Genomic DNA, 15203 nt, shown 5'->3' with positions numbered 1-15203 from the left:
ATGTTGACCTCAGTCATCCGCTTTTCGCTTACGCAGCGCTTATTTGTGCTGATTGTGGCGCTGATCATCATGTTAGCGGGAGCGCGAGCCTGGTTTTCCATTCCCTTGGATGCCTTTCCCGATATTTCGCCCACCCAAGTGAAGATCATCCTCAAGGCGCCCGGCATGACGCCGGAGGAAATCGAAGCGCAAATTACCGTGCCGATTGAAACCGAATTGTTAGGTATTCCCCATCAATCGATTCTGCGCTCGACCACTAAATACGCCATCAGCGATATCACCCTCGATTTTGACGAAGGTACAGATATCTATTGGGCGCGCCAGCAGGTGAGCGAACGCATCGCCGCCGTGTGGGACAGTTTCCCTGAAGGTGTGACGGGCGGCGTAGCGCCAATGAGTACGCCACTCAGCGAAATCTTTATGTTTTCACTCGAAAATCCCAATCTATCACTGATGGAAAGGCGTCAATTACTCGAATGGGAAATCCGTCCGCTACTACGCACCGTTGCAGGTGTCGCCGATGTGAATATCCTCGGTGGCTATGCCAAAAGCTTTAGTGTGACCCCCAAACCTGCGGCTATGGCGGCCGCGGGCGTAAGTTTTGCGGCGCTGCAACAGGCGATAGTGGAGAATAATCACAACGAAGGTGCGGGCAAGCTCACGATTGGTACAGATACCATCATAGTGCGCGCCGAAGGTCGCATCGATGACATCGACGAACTCAAACAATTGGTGATCAAGGCCGATGATGCCAGAGTGTATCGACTGCAGGATTTGGCCGATATTCAAATTAGCCACTTAGCCCGCTATGGCGCAGTCACTAAAGATGGCAACGAAACAGCCGAAGCCTTAATCATCGCCCTAAAAGACGCCAATACCGCACAAGTAGTCAAAAACATTAAAGAAAAACTCGATCAAATCAGCCTAACCTTGCCAGAAGGGAGCCAGATCAACACCTTTTATGACCGCGCTAATCTGATCAATACCGCGATTGAGACCATCTCCAATGCCCTGTTCGAAGCCGTAGTGTTGGTGATCATCTTACTGGCGCTATTTTTAGGTAACGTGCGCGCCGCATTGGTCGTGTCACTCTCGCTGCCTCTTGCCGCGTTGATGACGTTTTTGATGATGGATTACTTCAATCTTTCTGCGAATTTAATGAGCCTAGGCGGGCTAGTTATCGCCATCGGCATGTTAGTGGATTCATCTGTGGTCGTAGTCGAAAACATGGTGAATCTTATCGCTACTAAGCAGAGATTACCGCGGCTGCATTTGATTTTTCGCACGACCAAGGATGTTGCCATTCCCGTGGTGTCGGGCACTGTGATCGTCATGATAGTGTTCTCGCCCTTGCTGACCTTGAGCGGGCTCGAAGGCAAACTCTTTACCCCAGTTGCGGTCACTATCGTGTTTGCCATGCTGTCGGCGCTGGTGTTGTCGTTAACTGTCATTCCGGTTATCGCCTCTTACCTCGTCAACGAAAAAGCCGCCAAGGAACCTAAGGCGATTGAAAAGCTTAAACAGCTTTATCTGGCCAGCCTCAAGAGCACGTTTAGCCATCAAAAACGCTTTATGGTGATCGCCTTTAGCTTGCTTATCGTCAGCTTAGGCTTGTTCGGGTTAGTGGGAAAAACCTTTATGCCGACCTTAGATGAAGGCGACATTATTCTGCAGCTGGAGAAATCCCCGTCGATTTCGCTCGAGGCTTCGATTGCCATCGACAAACAGATTCAGCAAACCTTGCTGGCTAAAGTTCCTGAAATAAAGCAAATGGTGGCGCGTACTGGCGCGGATGAAATCGGCTTAGATCCCATGGGACTCAATGAAACCGATGTGTTCTTAGAACTTTTGCCCCGCAGTGAATGGCGCTTTGCCAATAAAGAAGCGCTTATCGATGCGATCCGCACTGTGTTATTGGACTATCCCGGCGTTAATTTTAACTTCACTCAACCGATACAAATGCGTGTGTCCGAAATGCTCACCGGCAGCATTGGCGACGTGGCGATTAAGGTCTTTGGTAATGATATCGACACCTTAGGCCAGCTCACGAGCCAGATCCAACAGCTCGTTAATGCCACCAGCGGCAGCGTCGATGTGAAAATGGCGATGATCGAAGGCAGTCCTTTTATCAACCTCACCTTAGATAACGAGCTCGCCCGTGGCTTTGGCATGAGCACCATGGAGTTTGCTCGCTACCTGAAAAGCCAACTCGAAGGCGTGATAGTGACCGAAGTGCTGCAAGGTAAGAAGCGCACACCCGTACTGATGGCTAATAATCAGAGCCACTTAAGCAGCATTAATGAGCTTAAAAATCAGTTACTGGTGATGCCAGATCACTCCTTAAAACGCCTGAGTGATGTCGCCACCTTAAGCTATAAGCAAGGCCCCATCCTTATCGAGCGTGAGCAAGGGAATCGCTTTTCAGTGATCACCACCAACGTGCAGGGGCGCGATATTGTGAGTTTTGTAGAAGAGCTCAACGCTAAAATCGCAAAGGAAATCAAACTCCCGAGCGGTTATAGCGTGAGTTTTGGTGGCGAGTTTGAAAACCAGCAGCGAGCCACCAGCAATTTACTGTTAGTGATCCCCATTGCTATCGCACTGATCACTTTGATTTTATTCACCACATTTGGCTCACTGGCCAAAGCGGGCTTAATCCTCGCCAACGTTCCCTTCGCTATGATGGGCGGCATAGTTAGCCTGTATTTATCGGGGGAGTATTTGTCCGTGCCCGCCTCAGTTGGCTTTATCGCCCTGCTCGGCGTCGCTGTGCTCAATGGCGTGGTAATGGTCAGCTATTACGAACAAACCAAGCACATGTTCAGTAATCTGCGCGAACGGGTAGAACAAGGTGCGGCGCGGCGTTTACGCCCCATTTTGATGACGGCGACAACGGCCATGTTTGGTCTTATGCCGCTAGTGTTTGCCTCAGGTCCTGGGGCTGAAATTCAAAAACCTTTAGCGATTGTGGTGATTGGCGGTCTGCTCACTTCAACCATTACCACACTGTATTTACTGCCAATTCTGTATTTTTGGCTGGAGAAACGTAAATGAGCACAGAACAACTGTTAGTACTGATCGCCCAAAATGATATTAAGGACGACATAGTCGATACCTTGATAGAGTTAGAGTTTCTATCGGGTTTTAGCCTAGGGAATATTTGTGGTTTTAGCCGTGAACACAGCCATTTTAATATCAAGGAACAAGTGGAAGGTTATCGGGAGTTTTGCAAATTCGAAATCATGCACCCCGTTGCACAACAAGCCGCGCTGCTCGCTGCGCTGGCGTTGGTCTGCAAACATAATCCCTGTCGCTATTGGATTATGCCCATTTATCAAAATGGCACTTTGTCCTAACTCACTGCGCCATTAACCGCGTTAAATCTCGTCATCCGGCCTTATCGCTAAGGTCGGGATGCCTTATAAAATAGCTACAAAATTGGCGTTGGACGCCGCACTAAAAAACCACTCAGGATCGATAAAATGCAGTAAGCGGTAAAGAAGTAAAATCCATTTTCAAATTGCGCTTGGGTTTTTAGCATTTCCCCCATGCCACCTGAGGCGTTCCCCGCCATAAAGGTGATGATCAGCGCTACCACAAACACATCGGCCATCGACCACTTGGCGAGTGCGTTGACGACGGCATTAATCCTCAGTTTCAGGCCAATCGAGCTAACACATTGCTGTGCCAACATTAAGCTCAACTTCAAGGCTGGCACTATCACACTGAATAACATGACTAATCCCGCGACGAGCCCATTACCAGAGTGATAAAGCTCGGTCACTGTTCCCCAAATACTACGAGTCTTCTGCAACACTTGGACTTCACCTTTAAGACTATTAAACCCAAGCAAACCACTGACCATGCTTAACATACCGCGGGCACTGTCACGTCCAGAGTCCTCATCAAAGCTTTGGGCAACTTGCTCTATGCCTTGTTCCGCCAGCTTGGCCTTATCGATACTGCCGCTGATACTCAAAATAGGTTGAGTCACCCCAGGGATTAACAAAGCCAAGGATAAGATAATGATAAAAATAGGAAATAGAGATTTCATAGCACTGTTCATAGCATTGCTCGACCAGAGAAATACTTTCAGTTTACGGTTTTTAGCGCAGGCTCTGCAATCATTCACACCAGCCATCGACTCAGATGACCGGCATTTAAGGTAGGATTTGAAGATTAATAGAAAGGAGTCGGATCGATATCTAATGCACTCGGTGACACACCGCGTTCAATATAAAGTTCAGATTTTAATAAATCCACCATAGCGACATCAGTGTAACGTTTTACTTTTAAAGAATAAAAACACTTTACGATTGGATGTAGCGCATCCCTATCTTTCGAGGCCCAAACAATACCAACACGACCATCCGATAATTCAACTAAGGAACCCACAGGGTAAACACCAATACAACGAATAAACTCATAGACCAATTCTTGATCCAAATGGAATGGCGTCAGACTGAGTAAAATTTTAAAGGCCGCGGCAGGGCTCATAGCCTCTTTATAACATCGCGTCGCTGTCAAAGCATCGAAGATATCAACGATACAACTCATACGGCCATGGCGGGGGATTTCATCACCCTTCAAACCCCTTGGATAACCTCTGCCATCTAACTTTTCGTGGTGCATTAAGCAGATATCTTTACTGATCTGTGACAATCCATTAGTTTCGTTCATAATTTCAAGCGCATACACTTGATGCAGCTTCATATGTTCAAACTCTTCTGGTGTCAATTTACCCGGCTTGTGCAGCACTTTATTGTCGACTTTAATCTTGCCAATATCGTGTAAAATCCCGCCGACCGCCATTTCCCGTAGCATGACGCGATCTAGCTTTAAGTATTTACCAAAGGTAACCAGTAGAAAGGCAACATTCACTGAATGTTCAAGTAGATAGGCATCTTTTGAACGGAGTGCAGACATACATTTAAGCGCATCAGCATCCAACATCACTGACTCTATCATGGTATCGGCCAACGCTTCGAAGGGGGCAACTTCGATGGCTTTACCTTCGAAGGTCTCAGATAAGACTTTACGAATGAGGTCTTTCGCTTCGGTAAGCATGACTTTAGCTTGAGCTTGTTGCTTATCGCGGCTAATGAGCGCTTTTTTATTGTCAGTTTGATTATCGTTAGTGATTTTTTTCTTTAACCCACAATGTTCAGCCGAACGATCAGCGTCTACCCAAACAAATTTAATACCACTTTTAGCTAACTTTAAAATCGCATCCTTGTGTTTAATTTGTCCTGCATTTGCAATAGCAAGTTGACCTTTATCATTTTTGTCTATGGCACTGACAAACATACCCAATGTCAGCTGTGACACTGGTAATTTGATAAGTTCAACTGATTCTGCCGACTCACTCATATCTACAACCCCAAGGATGATGTGCCTGAATAAAATATCAACTTAACCATACGACATTAAAGCGACTTACGCTCAAATGTTCTGTTGTTATTTTTGATTATTATAGAACAGACGTGAGGGGCATTCTAAGACGAGGATTAGAAAATCACCATAGACTTTCTTGGTAAATAAAGGGGCTTAAACAAGATACGATGAAATCAGAGCTTAAGGTGTCGATTAGACTCATTTCAATCTCTCATTATTTCAACAAATGCCTAATAGCTAGGCATTCAAAACCAGCGACCCTCACGCGCGAAAAGCTCACAACTACCCCACATAACGCTCAGCCATTTCAGTTGACTCTTCCACCAATAAACCATTGCGTAAACTCAGTTGCCGTGACACTGCACTGTGTTCAATGCTTCTGTGAGTACTGAGCAAAATAGCGCAACCTTGGGAGCTTAACCGCTTTAGCAAGTACCACACTTTGCCGTAGTAATGCTTATCCATCCCCGCCAATGGATCGTCCAAAAGCAGCACCTTAGGGCGTAGGCAGGCGAGTGACGCTAAGGCAATCAAGTGCTGTTGGCCGTAAGATAATTTGTGGGGCGACAGATGGGCTAAGCTAAATAAATCCAACTCGTCCAACATTTGCACCGCTCGCTCTTTGGGGAGTTCAAAGCGCCTAAGGCTAAACTGCATTTCGGCTAGTACGTTAGACTCGAATAATTGTCGACTCGGCCTTTGCATCAACAGTCCCAATTCAGCGCCATAAATCCCCAATTTAGGTCTTCGCCCTAGCACTTTAAGGGGAAGACGCTGCCTTAAACTGTGCACGCCCGCTATAGTTTTCAATAGACTCGTTTTACCAGAGCCGTTGTCGCCCACTAAGGTCACTATCTCCCCCGCCTGTAATTGGAATCCTTGCGGACACGCAAATAACGTGGGACAAGCATCGAACCCAAAATCAAAGGCTTCGGCACTGACCAAGACTTTGCCTAAATGCTCAAATTTAGCTTGATGTCGCCACGCAGGCGCTTCAATTTGCGGCGCATCGCTCACTGTATAGATGCCTTCGGACAACTTGCCTGCCTCTAACTGCCAATAATGCTGAATAATCTCGGCGAATGCCGAGGCGTTATGCTCAACCAATACTAGCGCCATACCATCTTGGATAAGATTGCGAAGCACGACCAGCAGCTCACTCACACCGTGGTCATCGAGTTGTGCCCAAGGTTCATCGAGCAGCAGTAAATGCGGCTCTGATACTAGTTGGGCGGCAATCATTAAGCGATATTTTTGACCGAGGGAAAGCGTGCTGACTTGGGTATCGAGGCGCAGATACAAGCCCACACGCCGCAGTGCTAATTGCACTTTAGGTAGCATTTGCTCGGCGGGAATACCGAGGTTTTCTAAGGCGAGAGCCACCTCGGCACCAACGGTTTGCCTTAGTAGCTGAGTTTGTGGGTCTTGCATTACCAGACCCGTAACCAATTGAGGATAACGCCAGATGTCACCTTCATGCGGGCGATTTAACACGCCCGCCAGTAGGTTTAGCAGACTCGATTTTCCTGAGCCCGTAGGACCGCTCACGCAATGGCATTGGCCTGTACCAATCGCCAAGTTAATTTCCTGTAATACCGTCGGTAACTGGCTGCCATAGTTGAAGCTAACGCCTTCGAGATCTAAGAGTTTCATGCTATATCTGCCTATAAAGATCTAACGAACAGCCTATGACAAGGCTTCACCCTAGTCGTCTTTCATTCCCCACGGCGAGTCATACGTTAATAGACATCTAACTTGTCACGTAGAAAATTTAAGATGTGCCAGCTATTGTGGACCGCGATTATTCTGTCTCAACCGAAAAACGTTTAAAAACCAACCTAGATCGACTAATTACGACAAAGGGAAAGTACATTTAGCGACTAAGAGACAAAATGTCCACCGAGGGTGACTTGCCCGACAAAAAGACCCACTCAAGTCACATTTTTTATCAGCGTAAAATGAGACTATGGCGAAAGTCACACGATAGGGCCTTACATCTTGACACACTCGACCGTGGCCTTTAATTTGAGCGAAAGATTCTTATTTACAGACTAAAATCACTACAGGTAAATGGCTTGTAAAAGAGGATATTAACCTGAGTCGAATTTACTGACGCTGACAGAGTGACCTTCAGCTTTCGCCTTCATCCGTTATCTTTGGAGTTCTATTTGCCCGTTCATGCCCTGTCTGAAGACCTTAAGTCTCTCATCGACAAACTCATTCAATTAAAGCAAGTTCCACCGACGGAACCGATAGTGCAGTTGTCACTAAACACTGTCGCTATGCCTTTAATTTCATGGCTGGCATCCCAGACTCAATATCCAAGGATCTACTGGCATGGGCGCGACAGAATCGAAGAAGTCGCGGCGATAGGGGCGTGCAAAGACTTTAGATTTGAAACCGGAATCAATGATCAGCAACTGGCCATGGCCTACCAAGAGCAGCGAGCCTTATCGACGAATCAGAATATTCGCTACTATGGCGGTGTTGCCTTCGATCGCACTATAGAGTCTTGGCCTGAGTTCGGTAATAGCCGCTTTATCCTGCCGCGCATTGAATTTAGACGCAGTGGGAACAAATTTAGCCTATTAGTGAATCTTAATTTTGCTGATAATGATCACCATAGCGAGATAGATAAGGCCATCGGCGCTATCGAAGCCGTCATGCCTGCTAAGCCACTCTCGCCACCTAAAAAGATCGTTCCACTTGGGCGCAGTGACAAACCTGATTTTGAACGTTGGAAGACATTAGTCGAGCAAGTGGTAGATCCTAAGTTCAATCAAGATACCCCAAAAGTCGTGTTATCCCGCTTAACGCAACTTGAAGTCAACGAACCTATCGATCCTTGGATGGTGTTGGCTTGCTGGCAGGGCCGTAATCCCAATAGTTTCCAGTTTGGCTTTCAATTTAGCCCAGATCGCACTTTTATCTCTTGCTCACCAGAGCGTTTATTCCGCCGCCGTCAGCAGGAGCTATTTACCGAGGCACTTGCTGGTACAACGGTACGCGGTCTCAATCAAGAAGAAGATGTTGCGCTGGCGAACGCTTTATTAGAAGACAACAAAAATAGCGTTGAAAACCAACTTGTTCGCAGTCACATAGTGAATATGCTCACGCCGCTGAGCAATTATGTTGGCGCCGATGAATTAGCGACTATTTTTAAACTGAACCATATTCAACATTTACACCGTGCAATTCGAGCCGAATTAAAGCCGGGCGTAAATGATTTTCAACTGTTGCAAGCCCTGCATCCTACTCCTGCAGTTGGCGGCTTGCCGCGGTATTCAGCGCTAAACTTTATTCGTCAACGTGAAGGTTATATTCGTGGTTGGTACGCCGGTGCCTGCGGCTATTTCAATAAATATGAGAGTGAGTTTTCGGTAGCGATCCGCAGTGCGCTGATCGAACCAGGTCGGATTAACCTATTTGCGGGGGCGGGAATTATTGCAGGTTCTGAGCCCGAAGCTGAGTGGCAAGAGCTTGAAAATAAACTCGCAACCATAATGTCGATTTTATTCGAAATGTAATAAGCCTAGTAAACATTAAGACTATTCAGCGCCGTCAGCCCTTCGTTTTTCAATCGTTTCAAGGTAAAGCCTGTCCTGTTCACCCGAATCGATTAAGCGCTTATGTGCAAGGTCAAAATGTTGTTTCAACATCTGGCCTTTCTCGGTGTTAGCGAAAACAAAATAGGTTTCGGCCTTGAGTACACCTTGAATAATCACAAAATTTTGTGGCGCCTTTAATTTAGGAACAAACGTAAGTAAATTAGGTTTGTAATCTAGCACGGCATCTATACGTCCAGCATTTAAGCTATTGAGCATAGTCAACATATCGCTACTTTCTTCGTAATACATAGGCACAGGTGTCAGCATATTGTATCTGTAGGCCAGCATGGCCTGAACCTTCTTGTGGGATAGGCTTTCAATACCGGTCCAGCCTGCTGCTGCCTCGGCAGTAACAGCCACATCGATAGAGTCCACTTCAACCATATTCTCTGTTAATAGCCCCTTTTTAATATCACCCTTGTAAACGCTGAGCGTGATATCGGTACGATTGTGCTCAACAAGATATAAACTGCGGGCAAAAGGCATAAACTGCACATTGAGTTGCCATTCTGGCTCAGGGAAAATCCGCTGAAGTAACTCGAAGTAGTAACCCGTTTTATCACGATTGGCAAATCCCTCCCAAGTTGACGTTGCGACATTGACCACTATCGGCTGAGCGGCGGAAACAGATACAGGTAACACAGCTAAAAATAAGCAAAAAGTAGCAAAAAGTAGCAAAAAATCGTCTCATGGCTATCCTCCTTCGACGTATTCAAAGTGTAGAAGAGTTTTCATTCTATGTGCACATTTAAACAGCAGACTTGCATCTTAAAACTCGACCACTATAATGGCGACCCGATTTCAGCACGCTGTCATCGGCAATAAAGTCGTAAACATAATAAATTGAATATTAGCGGGTTCCCTCACCCCGCCCTACACAACTAAAAAGGCCACATATGTTAATGTTAACCACAGCGCAGCTTCGCCGCGCTTTATTCCTATTAGTAGGATTCCACATACTGATTATTTGCGTTAGCAACTACTTAGTACAATTGCCATTTCAACTGTTTGGCTACCACACAACTTGGGGGGCATTCAGCTTTCCGTTCGTGTACTTAGCCACAGATCTCACTGTCCGTATTTTTGGCCAACAAGCCGCACGCAGCATCATACTCAAAGCTATGATTCCCGCTTTGATGATCTCCTACGTGATGGGAGTGATGTTCCATCAAGGCAGCTTTCAAGGTGCTGATTCACTTGCAGAGTGGAATACCTTTGTGTTCCGAATTGCCTTTGCCAGCTTCGCGGCTTATTTGATTGGTCAGTTGATGGATATTAAGGTTTTTGCCCGTATTCGAGCCAGTCGCTCTTGGTGGGTCGCCCCAGCAGCCTCCACCTTAGTCGGAAATCTGGTCGATACTCTAGTCTTTTTCAGTATCGCCTTTTACGCCTCTTCCGATAGCTTTATGGCTGCCAATTGGCCCGAAATCGCTACAGTCGATTACGGCTTTAAGCTAATTGTGAGCTTAGGCCTTTTCCTACCGGCATACGGTGTTTTGCTAAAAGTCTTACAGGACAAGATTTTGCGAGCCAATCCGCAAGAATCAATTTCCTGATTAACTCAACTGGCCAGACCTGTTATAATTTAACCAGTTAATAGCTCAGCCCTGCTCCTGTTAACGCGCGAGTGGGGCTGATTTTTTATGAGAGTAAACTATGTATTCTATTGAAATTAAAGCAGAGTCAAGTTTGACTCCCGAGTTAGCCGCTCAGCTTATCGAACTTAGCCAACAAATCCCTGAGCTCGATCACCCACTCACAAACGATGTGTTGGACCAGCGCTTACAGGGCAAGACATGTTTGATCTTAGTCGCATATGTAGAAGGTGAATTGGCAGGGTTTAAACTGGGTTATGAGCAAGAAGAGGATATATTTTATAGCTGGTTAGGTGGCGTTGCATCCGACTTTAGACGTTTAGGCTTAGCGCAGAGTCTACTCGAATATCAAGAAACTTGGGCGCGCCGCCAAGGATATAATCATATTCAAGTGAATACGCTGAACCGCTTCCCTGCGATGCTTAATTTATTGATCAGTAATCAATATTTAATTACTGAACTGACAGCCGATCCTAAAAGCTTAGTCGATCATAAACTGTATCTGTGCAAGTCGATCTAAACCGTTAATGGATGAGAGCAAAACGATATTTGTAAAGATGTGCACTTTTTGCAATAAATAGCTTGCAAACACAATTGAGAATGATTATCGTTAACGTGCGTTCCAAAACTCATCTTTAACAACGATGACTGGTAATCGACGTTGTTATGGAGCTCCTGAGTTTGCAAGCACGACATTGCTCACACACACTCTTTGTGGCCGGACTCATCATCCGGCTTTTTTTTTGCCTAAAAATCAGTAATGCAAAGCCACATAATACAAAGCCAGCAATCGCTCGACATATTTTAATTCAAACTTAATCAGCCAAATACAACACACTGCCTATCTAACGGGATAAGACTAATCTGCAGACATATCGCTGTAGTTGCCCGCAAAGTGTAAGCCATCGTAGGGATTATTTTGCTGATCTTCCTTCGCTTCATGATACAAACCTATGGTAAATAAAGACCCTTTACCCAAAGTTGAACTCACTTCTATCGTGCCACCAATCCGCTTGATAATGCCGTAACTGAGCGAAAGACCTAAACCAGTGCCATCCTTACGTGTGGTATAAAAAGGGTCGAAAATCCGTCCAAGCTGCTCTGGCGCTATCCCTGAGCCTTCATCTTCCACTTCGATTTTGACGCCAATCGGCATATCCTGCTGCACCCAGTCATAGGTTCGCACCCAAATACGTCCTTTACCGTCCATCGCATGCGCCGCATTCACTACAAGATTAATCAAGACTTGCAACAACTGCGGACGATTAACCTGTACTGGACAACTGGCGTTTAACTCAGTGATCAACACGACTTCTTGTTTTTGAATCGAATGTCGCACCAACACCAACATTTCTTCGATAATAGGAGTCATCGGATGCATTTCTAGTGGTGCGTTGAATTCGCCTGGTCGGCTGTATTGCAACAGGCTACGGATGATAGTGCTGATCCGCCCAACCTGTTGAATGACTAGATCAATTTCTTCTTTCACTACTTCTGCATTATCGCCAAGCTCGTAGCGCAGTAATTCCATATTGCCGAGGATAACGGCCGTCGGATTATTGATTTCATGGGCGATACCTGCGGTCAATTCGCCAAGAGCTGTGAGCTTCTCGTTAGTGACGAGCTGTTGACGCGTTTCGTTTAGTAATGCCACGTTACGTTGCAGCTCTAAGGTTTTATCCTGCAGGCTACGAGTACGCTCTTCAACCTTCATTTCAAGCTGTTCTGCCGCCGCTTGAATTTGGGCATTTCGACGCTGTAGCAAGTCAAGCATACTGTCAAATTGCTCGGCTAAGTTCGATAACTCATTATCCCTATCTAATCCTAAGGCGCCGATACGAATATTGCGCCCCGACTGCACAGCTTGTACAACATGGTGAATACGTTCAATGGGCTGCAATAAACTATAAGCACCGCGATAAACCAGCAGGCCAGAGACCAACAGCACTAACATTAGAATCGTGCCTAGCTCTATGATATTGAGTAAATAATTATGGATAAATGGCGATTCAGAAAAGCCGGTATAGATCATACCGACACGTTGGCCGCGAACATCTTCCAAGGGGGCATAAGCGGAAATAAACCAATCGTTAAATACGAAAGCGCGATCGACCCACTGCTCGCCTTGAGTTAACACTTTGTCTTTCACTTCCTCCGACACTAAACTGCCAAGCGCGCGGCCCAGCGTCTCATTGCCTGTGGGATAAAAATGCAGCGGCACGTTGGTGGAAATACGGATGTTATCTAAGAAGATGGTCACAGTGCCGATGGAACGCTCGGGCAAGGTGCCTTTGTCGTATACCAGATCACGAATGTGGTCAACAATTCGAGTATCGCGATTAAACAAGATCCCACCATCGAGATACCAAGCCACTTTGCCTTCCATATCAGGGACGGGCAATAGGCTACGGCTCAATAAACCACGTTCTTCAACGGTTTTAACGGGGCTCTGCGCCCGCAAGGTTGCAACTATCGGAATGCTCGCAGTGATAGCCAATTCGGGATCGATACGTGCTAAACGCTCGGGCGGCAGCACCATCAAGCCGGAGTAAGGTAATAAACCGTCTAACTTAGGAAGGATTTGTCGTAAATCTGGGTCTGCGGCCGCTTCGGCAACACTGACTAAACGCAGATAATCGAGATTTAGCTGTTTTTTCTGTTCAAGGAGAAAAGCATCAATACTGGCTCGGTAGCTGACTTCGCCACTTAATTCTTTACCACTGAAAAGTGGCCTAAAGTCATTTTGAAAGGTCCAAGACGTCACCACACGTTCAAGTTGTTTTTCTTGGCGTACTTGCACTTGCTGCAAAGTGTTTTCGGCAACAGACAAGTCAGCTTTAACCTTCATAAACAGCTGCTTACCTGTATAACTGATGTTCCAGTAAATAGTGATAAACACTAAACTCACCAGTGTCAGTAGAATGGGCAGTAACGTCAGGATTAATATGCGATAGCGCACCTTGGCCTGCATTTGCTGCCAACTGACACCAAAAAAGTGAGTGAAGAATGACACCCTATGACTCCTGTTCGCCACTAAAATCAAACCACTCTTTATACTTGCGATCTAAGGTCTTGCGCGATACGCCTAAATCCCTCGCCGCAGCAGACTTATTGCCAGAATGTAAGTCCACAACACTGGTCACATGGTGTTTTTCCACGTCTTTCAATGGCCAATCCAATGGATAACCCGATGTAGATAAAGACTCACTCTTCAGCTGTTGCTTCCAATATTCCGCTGGCGGTTTGCCCAGCAAAATACAACGCTCAATCATGTTGCGCAGTTCACGAATGTTACCAGGCCACTCGTGTTGCTGTAGTTTCACCATATCTTCATGGCTCCACACGACTTCTCTTACCCCTAATTCAGCGGCAAGTTGGCGAGTGAAATGATGGGTTAACTCCACTACATCTTCGGGTCTATCACGTAATGGCGGGATTAAAATATCGAGCACATTCAGCCGATAATATAAGTCTCGACGGAAATTCCCTGCATCCACTTCATCAATCAGAGTACGGTTAGTGGCCGCGATCACTCGCACATCGATGTTAACTTCTTTCTCGCTGCCCACAGGACGAATTGCTTTTTGCTCTAACACTCGAAGTAAAGCCGTTTGCATTTTCAGTGGCATTTCGCCAATTTCATCGAGAAAAATCGTCCCGCCCGAGGCAAAACTGAATAAACCTTCACGATTGCCTTTCGCACCCGTAAATGCACCGGCGGTATGGCCAAACAATTCACTTTCGAGCAGTTCAGGGGCGATAGAGCCACAGTTAACTGGGACAAAAGGTCCCTGACGTCCACTAAGCAAATGCAATTGCCGTGCGACTAATTCCTTACCCGTGCCCGACTCACCTTGGATCAAGACGACGGCATTGGTCGGCGCCACACGTTCGATGATATGTTTCACCGACTTCATGGCTTCACTGCTGCCAATAATGGTCGATGAATAACCAATTGAAACCTCACGACGCAGCATCAAGTTTTCACGTTTAAGCAAGCGACGTTCGATACAGCGATCGACCGCAGTCATCATCTGTTCGAGATGGAAAGGTTTCATGATGAAGTCAGAAGCACCCGCACGTAGCGCAGTAATCGCGACTTCCATGTCAGCATAGCCAGTCATGAATATGATGTCCGAACGACGCCCCTGCTCATCCAACGCTTCATGCCATTCGATACCCGAACGACCAGGCAGACGAATGTCGACGATAAGCAAATCGAAATGGCAACGGCTACGCAGCTGCTCCGCATCTTCGATACTGCCCGCCGTTTCGACTAAGGCAAATTTCTTCGAGAGTGCCTTATTTAAAAAACTCCGCATTCCGGGTTCATCATCAACAATCAGTACCGATACTGCCGATGGAAGGGGCTTGAGGTTATTATCTATCTGGCTCATATTGTCTGCTTCTGGACATTTTGACTCATTTGCGACCAATTCTAGCACTGAAAATAGATGAATAGGTCACTATGAACCATCAGAAGTTTGTCCTGAGACAATTTGTCTGTAGAGTATTTGTTAAGCTTGGGATCAAGCTCACAAATTAGGTTAAGCTGTGAAGAAAATGACCGCATTCTCAGCTTGGCATCTAACTTGCTTTCAACCGA

11 protein-coding genes are annotated in these 15203 nt (G+C 46.3%); 5 read left to right on the top strand and 6 right to left on the bottom strand.

All coding sequences use genetic code 11. The annotated features are described in order from the left end of the window. Both L5L91_RS15125 and L5L91_RS15120 read left to right on the top strand, forming a co-directional pair. Positions 1 to 3054: an efflux RND transporter permease subunit gene (locus L5L91_RS15125; protein ID WP_263237026.1), complete on the top strand. Its 3054-nt coding sequence runs from the start codon at positions 1 to 3 to the stop codon at positions 3052 to 3054. Next, positions 3051 to 3356: a DUF3240 family protein gene (locus L5L91_RS15120; RefSeq protein WP_105250730.1), complete on the top strand. Its 306-nt coding sequence runs from the start codon at positions 3051 to 3053 to the stop codon at positions 3354 to 3356. The genes L5L91_RS15125 and L5L91_RS15120 overlap by 4 nt, the downstream gene beginning before the upstream one ends. 74 nt (positions 3357 to 3430) lie before the next feature. Here L5L91_RS15120 and L5L91_RS15115 read toward each other — a convergent pair whose 3' ends face one another. The 3 genes from L5L91_RS15115 to L5L91_RS15105 all read right to left on the bottom strand — a co-directional run bounded on the left by L5L91_RS15115 (position 3431) and on the right by L5L91_RS15105 (position 7047). Then, on the bottom strand, positions 3431 to 4066 hold the full coding sequence (locus tag L5L91_RS15115; protein ID WP_173248414.1) for a paraquat-inducible protein A: 636 nt from the start codon (positions 4064 to 4066) through the stop codon (positions 3431 to 3433). Between the two features lie 113 nt (positions 4067 to 4179). Continuing rightward, a complete protein-coding gene (locus tag L5L91_RS15110) occupies positions 4180 to 5370 on the bottom strand; it encodes an HD-GYP domain-containing protein (protein ID WP_263198571.1) in 1191 nt (396 codons plus the stop codon). Between the two features lie 306 nt (positions 5371 to 5676). Next, positions 5677 to 7047 (bottom strand): ATP-binding cassette domain-containing protein, encoded by a 1371-nt coding sequence (locus L5L91_RS15105; protein ID WP_263198573.1) that lies wholly within the window; start codon positions 7045 to 7047, stop codon positions 5677 to 5679. A 515-nt stretch (positions 7048 to 7562) separates the two neighbouring features. Between L5L91_RS15105 and L5L91_RS15100 the strand changes: the two genes are divergently transcribed. Further along, on the top strand, positions 7563 to 8921 hold the full coding sequence (locus L5L91_RS15100; protein ID WP_131524435.1) for an isochorismate synthase MenF: 1359 nt from the start codon (positions 7563 to 7565) through the stop codon (positions 8919 to 8921). 21 nt (positions 8922 to 8942) lie between these two features. Here L5L91_RS15100 and L5L91_RS15095 read toward each other — a convergent pair whose 3' ends face one another. Further along, a complete protein-coding gene (locus L5L91_RS15095) occupies positions 8943 to 9680 on the bottom strand; it encodes a substrate-binding periplasmic protein (RefSeq protein ID WP_263222280.1) in 738 nt (245 codons plus the stop codon). 218 nt (positions 9681 to 9898) lie between these two features. Between L5L91_RS15095 and L5L91_RS15090 the strand changes: the two genes are divergently transcribed. Beyond that, positions 9899 to 10558, top strand: a complete 660-nt coding sequence (locus L5L91_RS15090) for a 7-cyano-7-deazaguanine/7-aminomethyl-7-deazaguanine transporter (RefSeq protein WP_263237025.1) — start codon at positions 9899 to 9901, stop codon at positions 10556 to 10558. Positions 10559 to 10658: 100 nt separating this feature from the next. Next, positions 10659 to 11117, top strand: coding sequence for a GNAT family N-acetyltransferase (locus L5L91_RS15085; RefSeq protein WP_263237023.1), 459 nt, complete (start codon positions 10659 to 10661; stop codon positions 11115 to 11117). A gap of 339 nt (positions 11118 to 11456) precedes the next feature. Here L5L91_RS15085 and L5L91_RS15080 read toward each other — a convergent pair whose 3' ends face one another. Together L5L91_RS15080 and L5L91_RS15075 are read right to left on the bottom strand one after the other, a co-directional pair. Next, a complete protein-coding gene (locus tag L5L91_RS15080; protein ID WP_105250737.1) occupies positions 11457 to 13610 on the bottom strand; it encodes a cache domain-containing protein in 2154 nt (717 codons plus the stop codon). Position 13611: 1 nt separating this feature from the next. Next, positions 13612 to 14994, bottom strand: coding sequence for a sigma-54-dependent transcriptional regulator (locus tag L5L91_RS15075; protein ID WP_105250738.1), 1383 nt, complete (start codon positions 14992 to 14994; stop codon positions 13612 to 13614). Between the last annotated feature and the right edge of the window lie 209 nt (positions 14995 to 15203).

Source organism: Shewanella sp. SM55 (assembly GCF_025654025.1).
Classification (GTDB): domain Bacteria; phylum Pseudomonadota; class Gammaproteobacteria; order Enterobacterales; family Shewanellaceae; genus Shewanella; species Shewanella oncorhynchi.
The sequence above is the reverse complement of the archived record's forward strand: the minus strand, read 5'-3'. Positions and strand labels throughout refer to the sequence as shown.

What these genes read in the sequence shown, in the direction of transcription:
- L5L91_RS15125 (WP_263237026.1), top strand. Translation starts at nt 1, where the DNA reads ATGTTGACCTCAGTCATCCGCTTTTCGCTTACGCAGCGCTTATTTGTG.
- L5L91_RS15120 (WP_105250730.1), top strand. Translation starts at nt 3,051, where the DNA reads ATGAGCACAGAACAACTGTTAGTACTGATCGCCCAAAATGATATTAAG.
- L5L91_RS15115 (WP_173248414.1), bottom strand. Translation starts at nt 4,066, where the DNA reads ATGAACAGTGCTATGAAATCTCTATTTCCTATTTTTATCATTATCTTA.
- L5L91_RS15110 (WP_263198571.1), bottom strand. Translation starts at nt 5,370, where the DNA reads ATGAGTGAGTCGGCAGAATCAGTTGAACTTATCAAATTACCAGTGTCA.
- L5L91_RS15105 (WP_263198573.1), bottom strand. Translation starts at nt 7,047, where the DNA reads ATGAAACTCTTAGATCTCGAAGGCGTTAGCTTCAACTATGGCAGCCAG.
- L5L91_RS15090 (WP_263237025.1), top strand. Translation starts at nt 9,899, where the DNA reads ATGTTAATGTTAACCACAGCGCAGCTTCGCCGCGCTTTATTCCTATTA.
- L5L91_RS15085 (WP_263237023.1), top strand. Translation starts at nt 10,659, where the DNA reads ATGTATTCTATTGAAATTAAAGCAGAGTCAAGTTTGACTCCCGAGTTA.
- L5L91_RS15075 (WP_105250738.1), bottom strand. Translation starts at nt 14,994, where the DNA reads ATGAGCCAGATAGATAATAACCTCAAGCCCCTTCCATCGGCAGTATCG.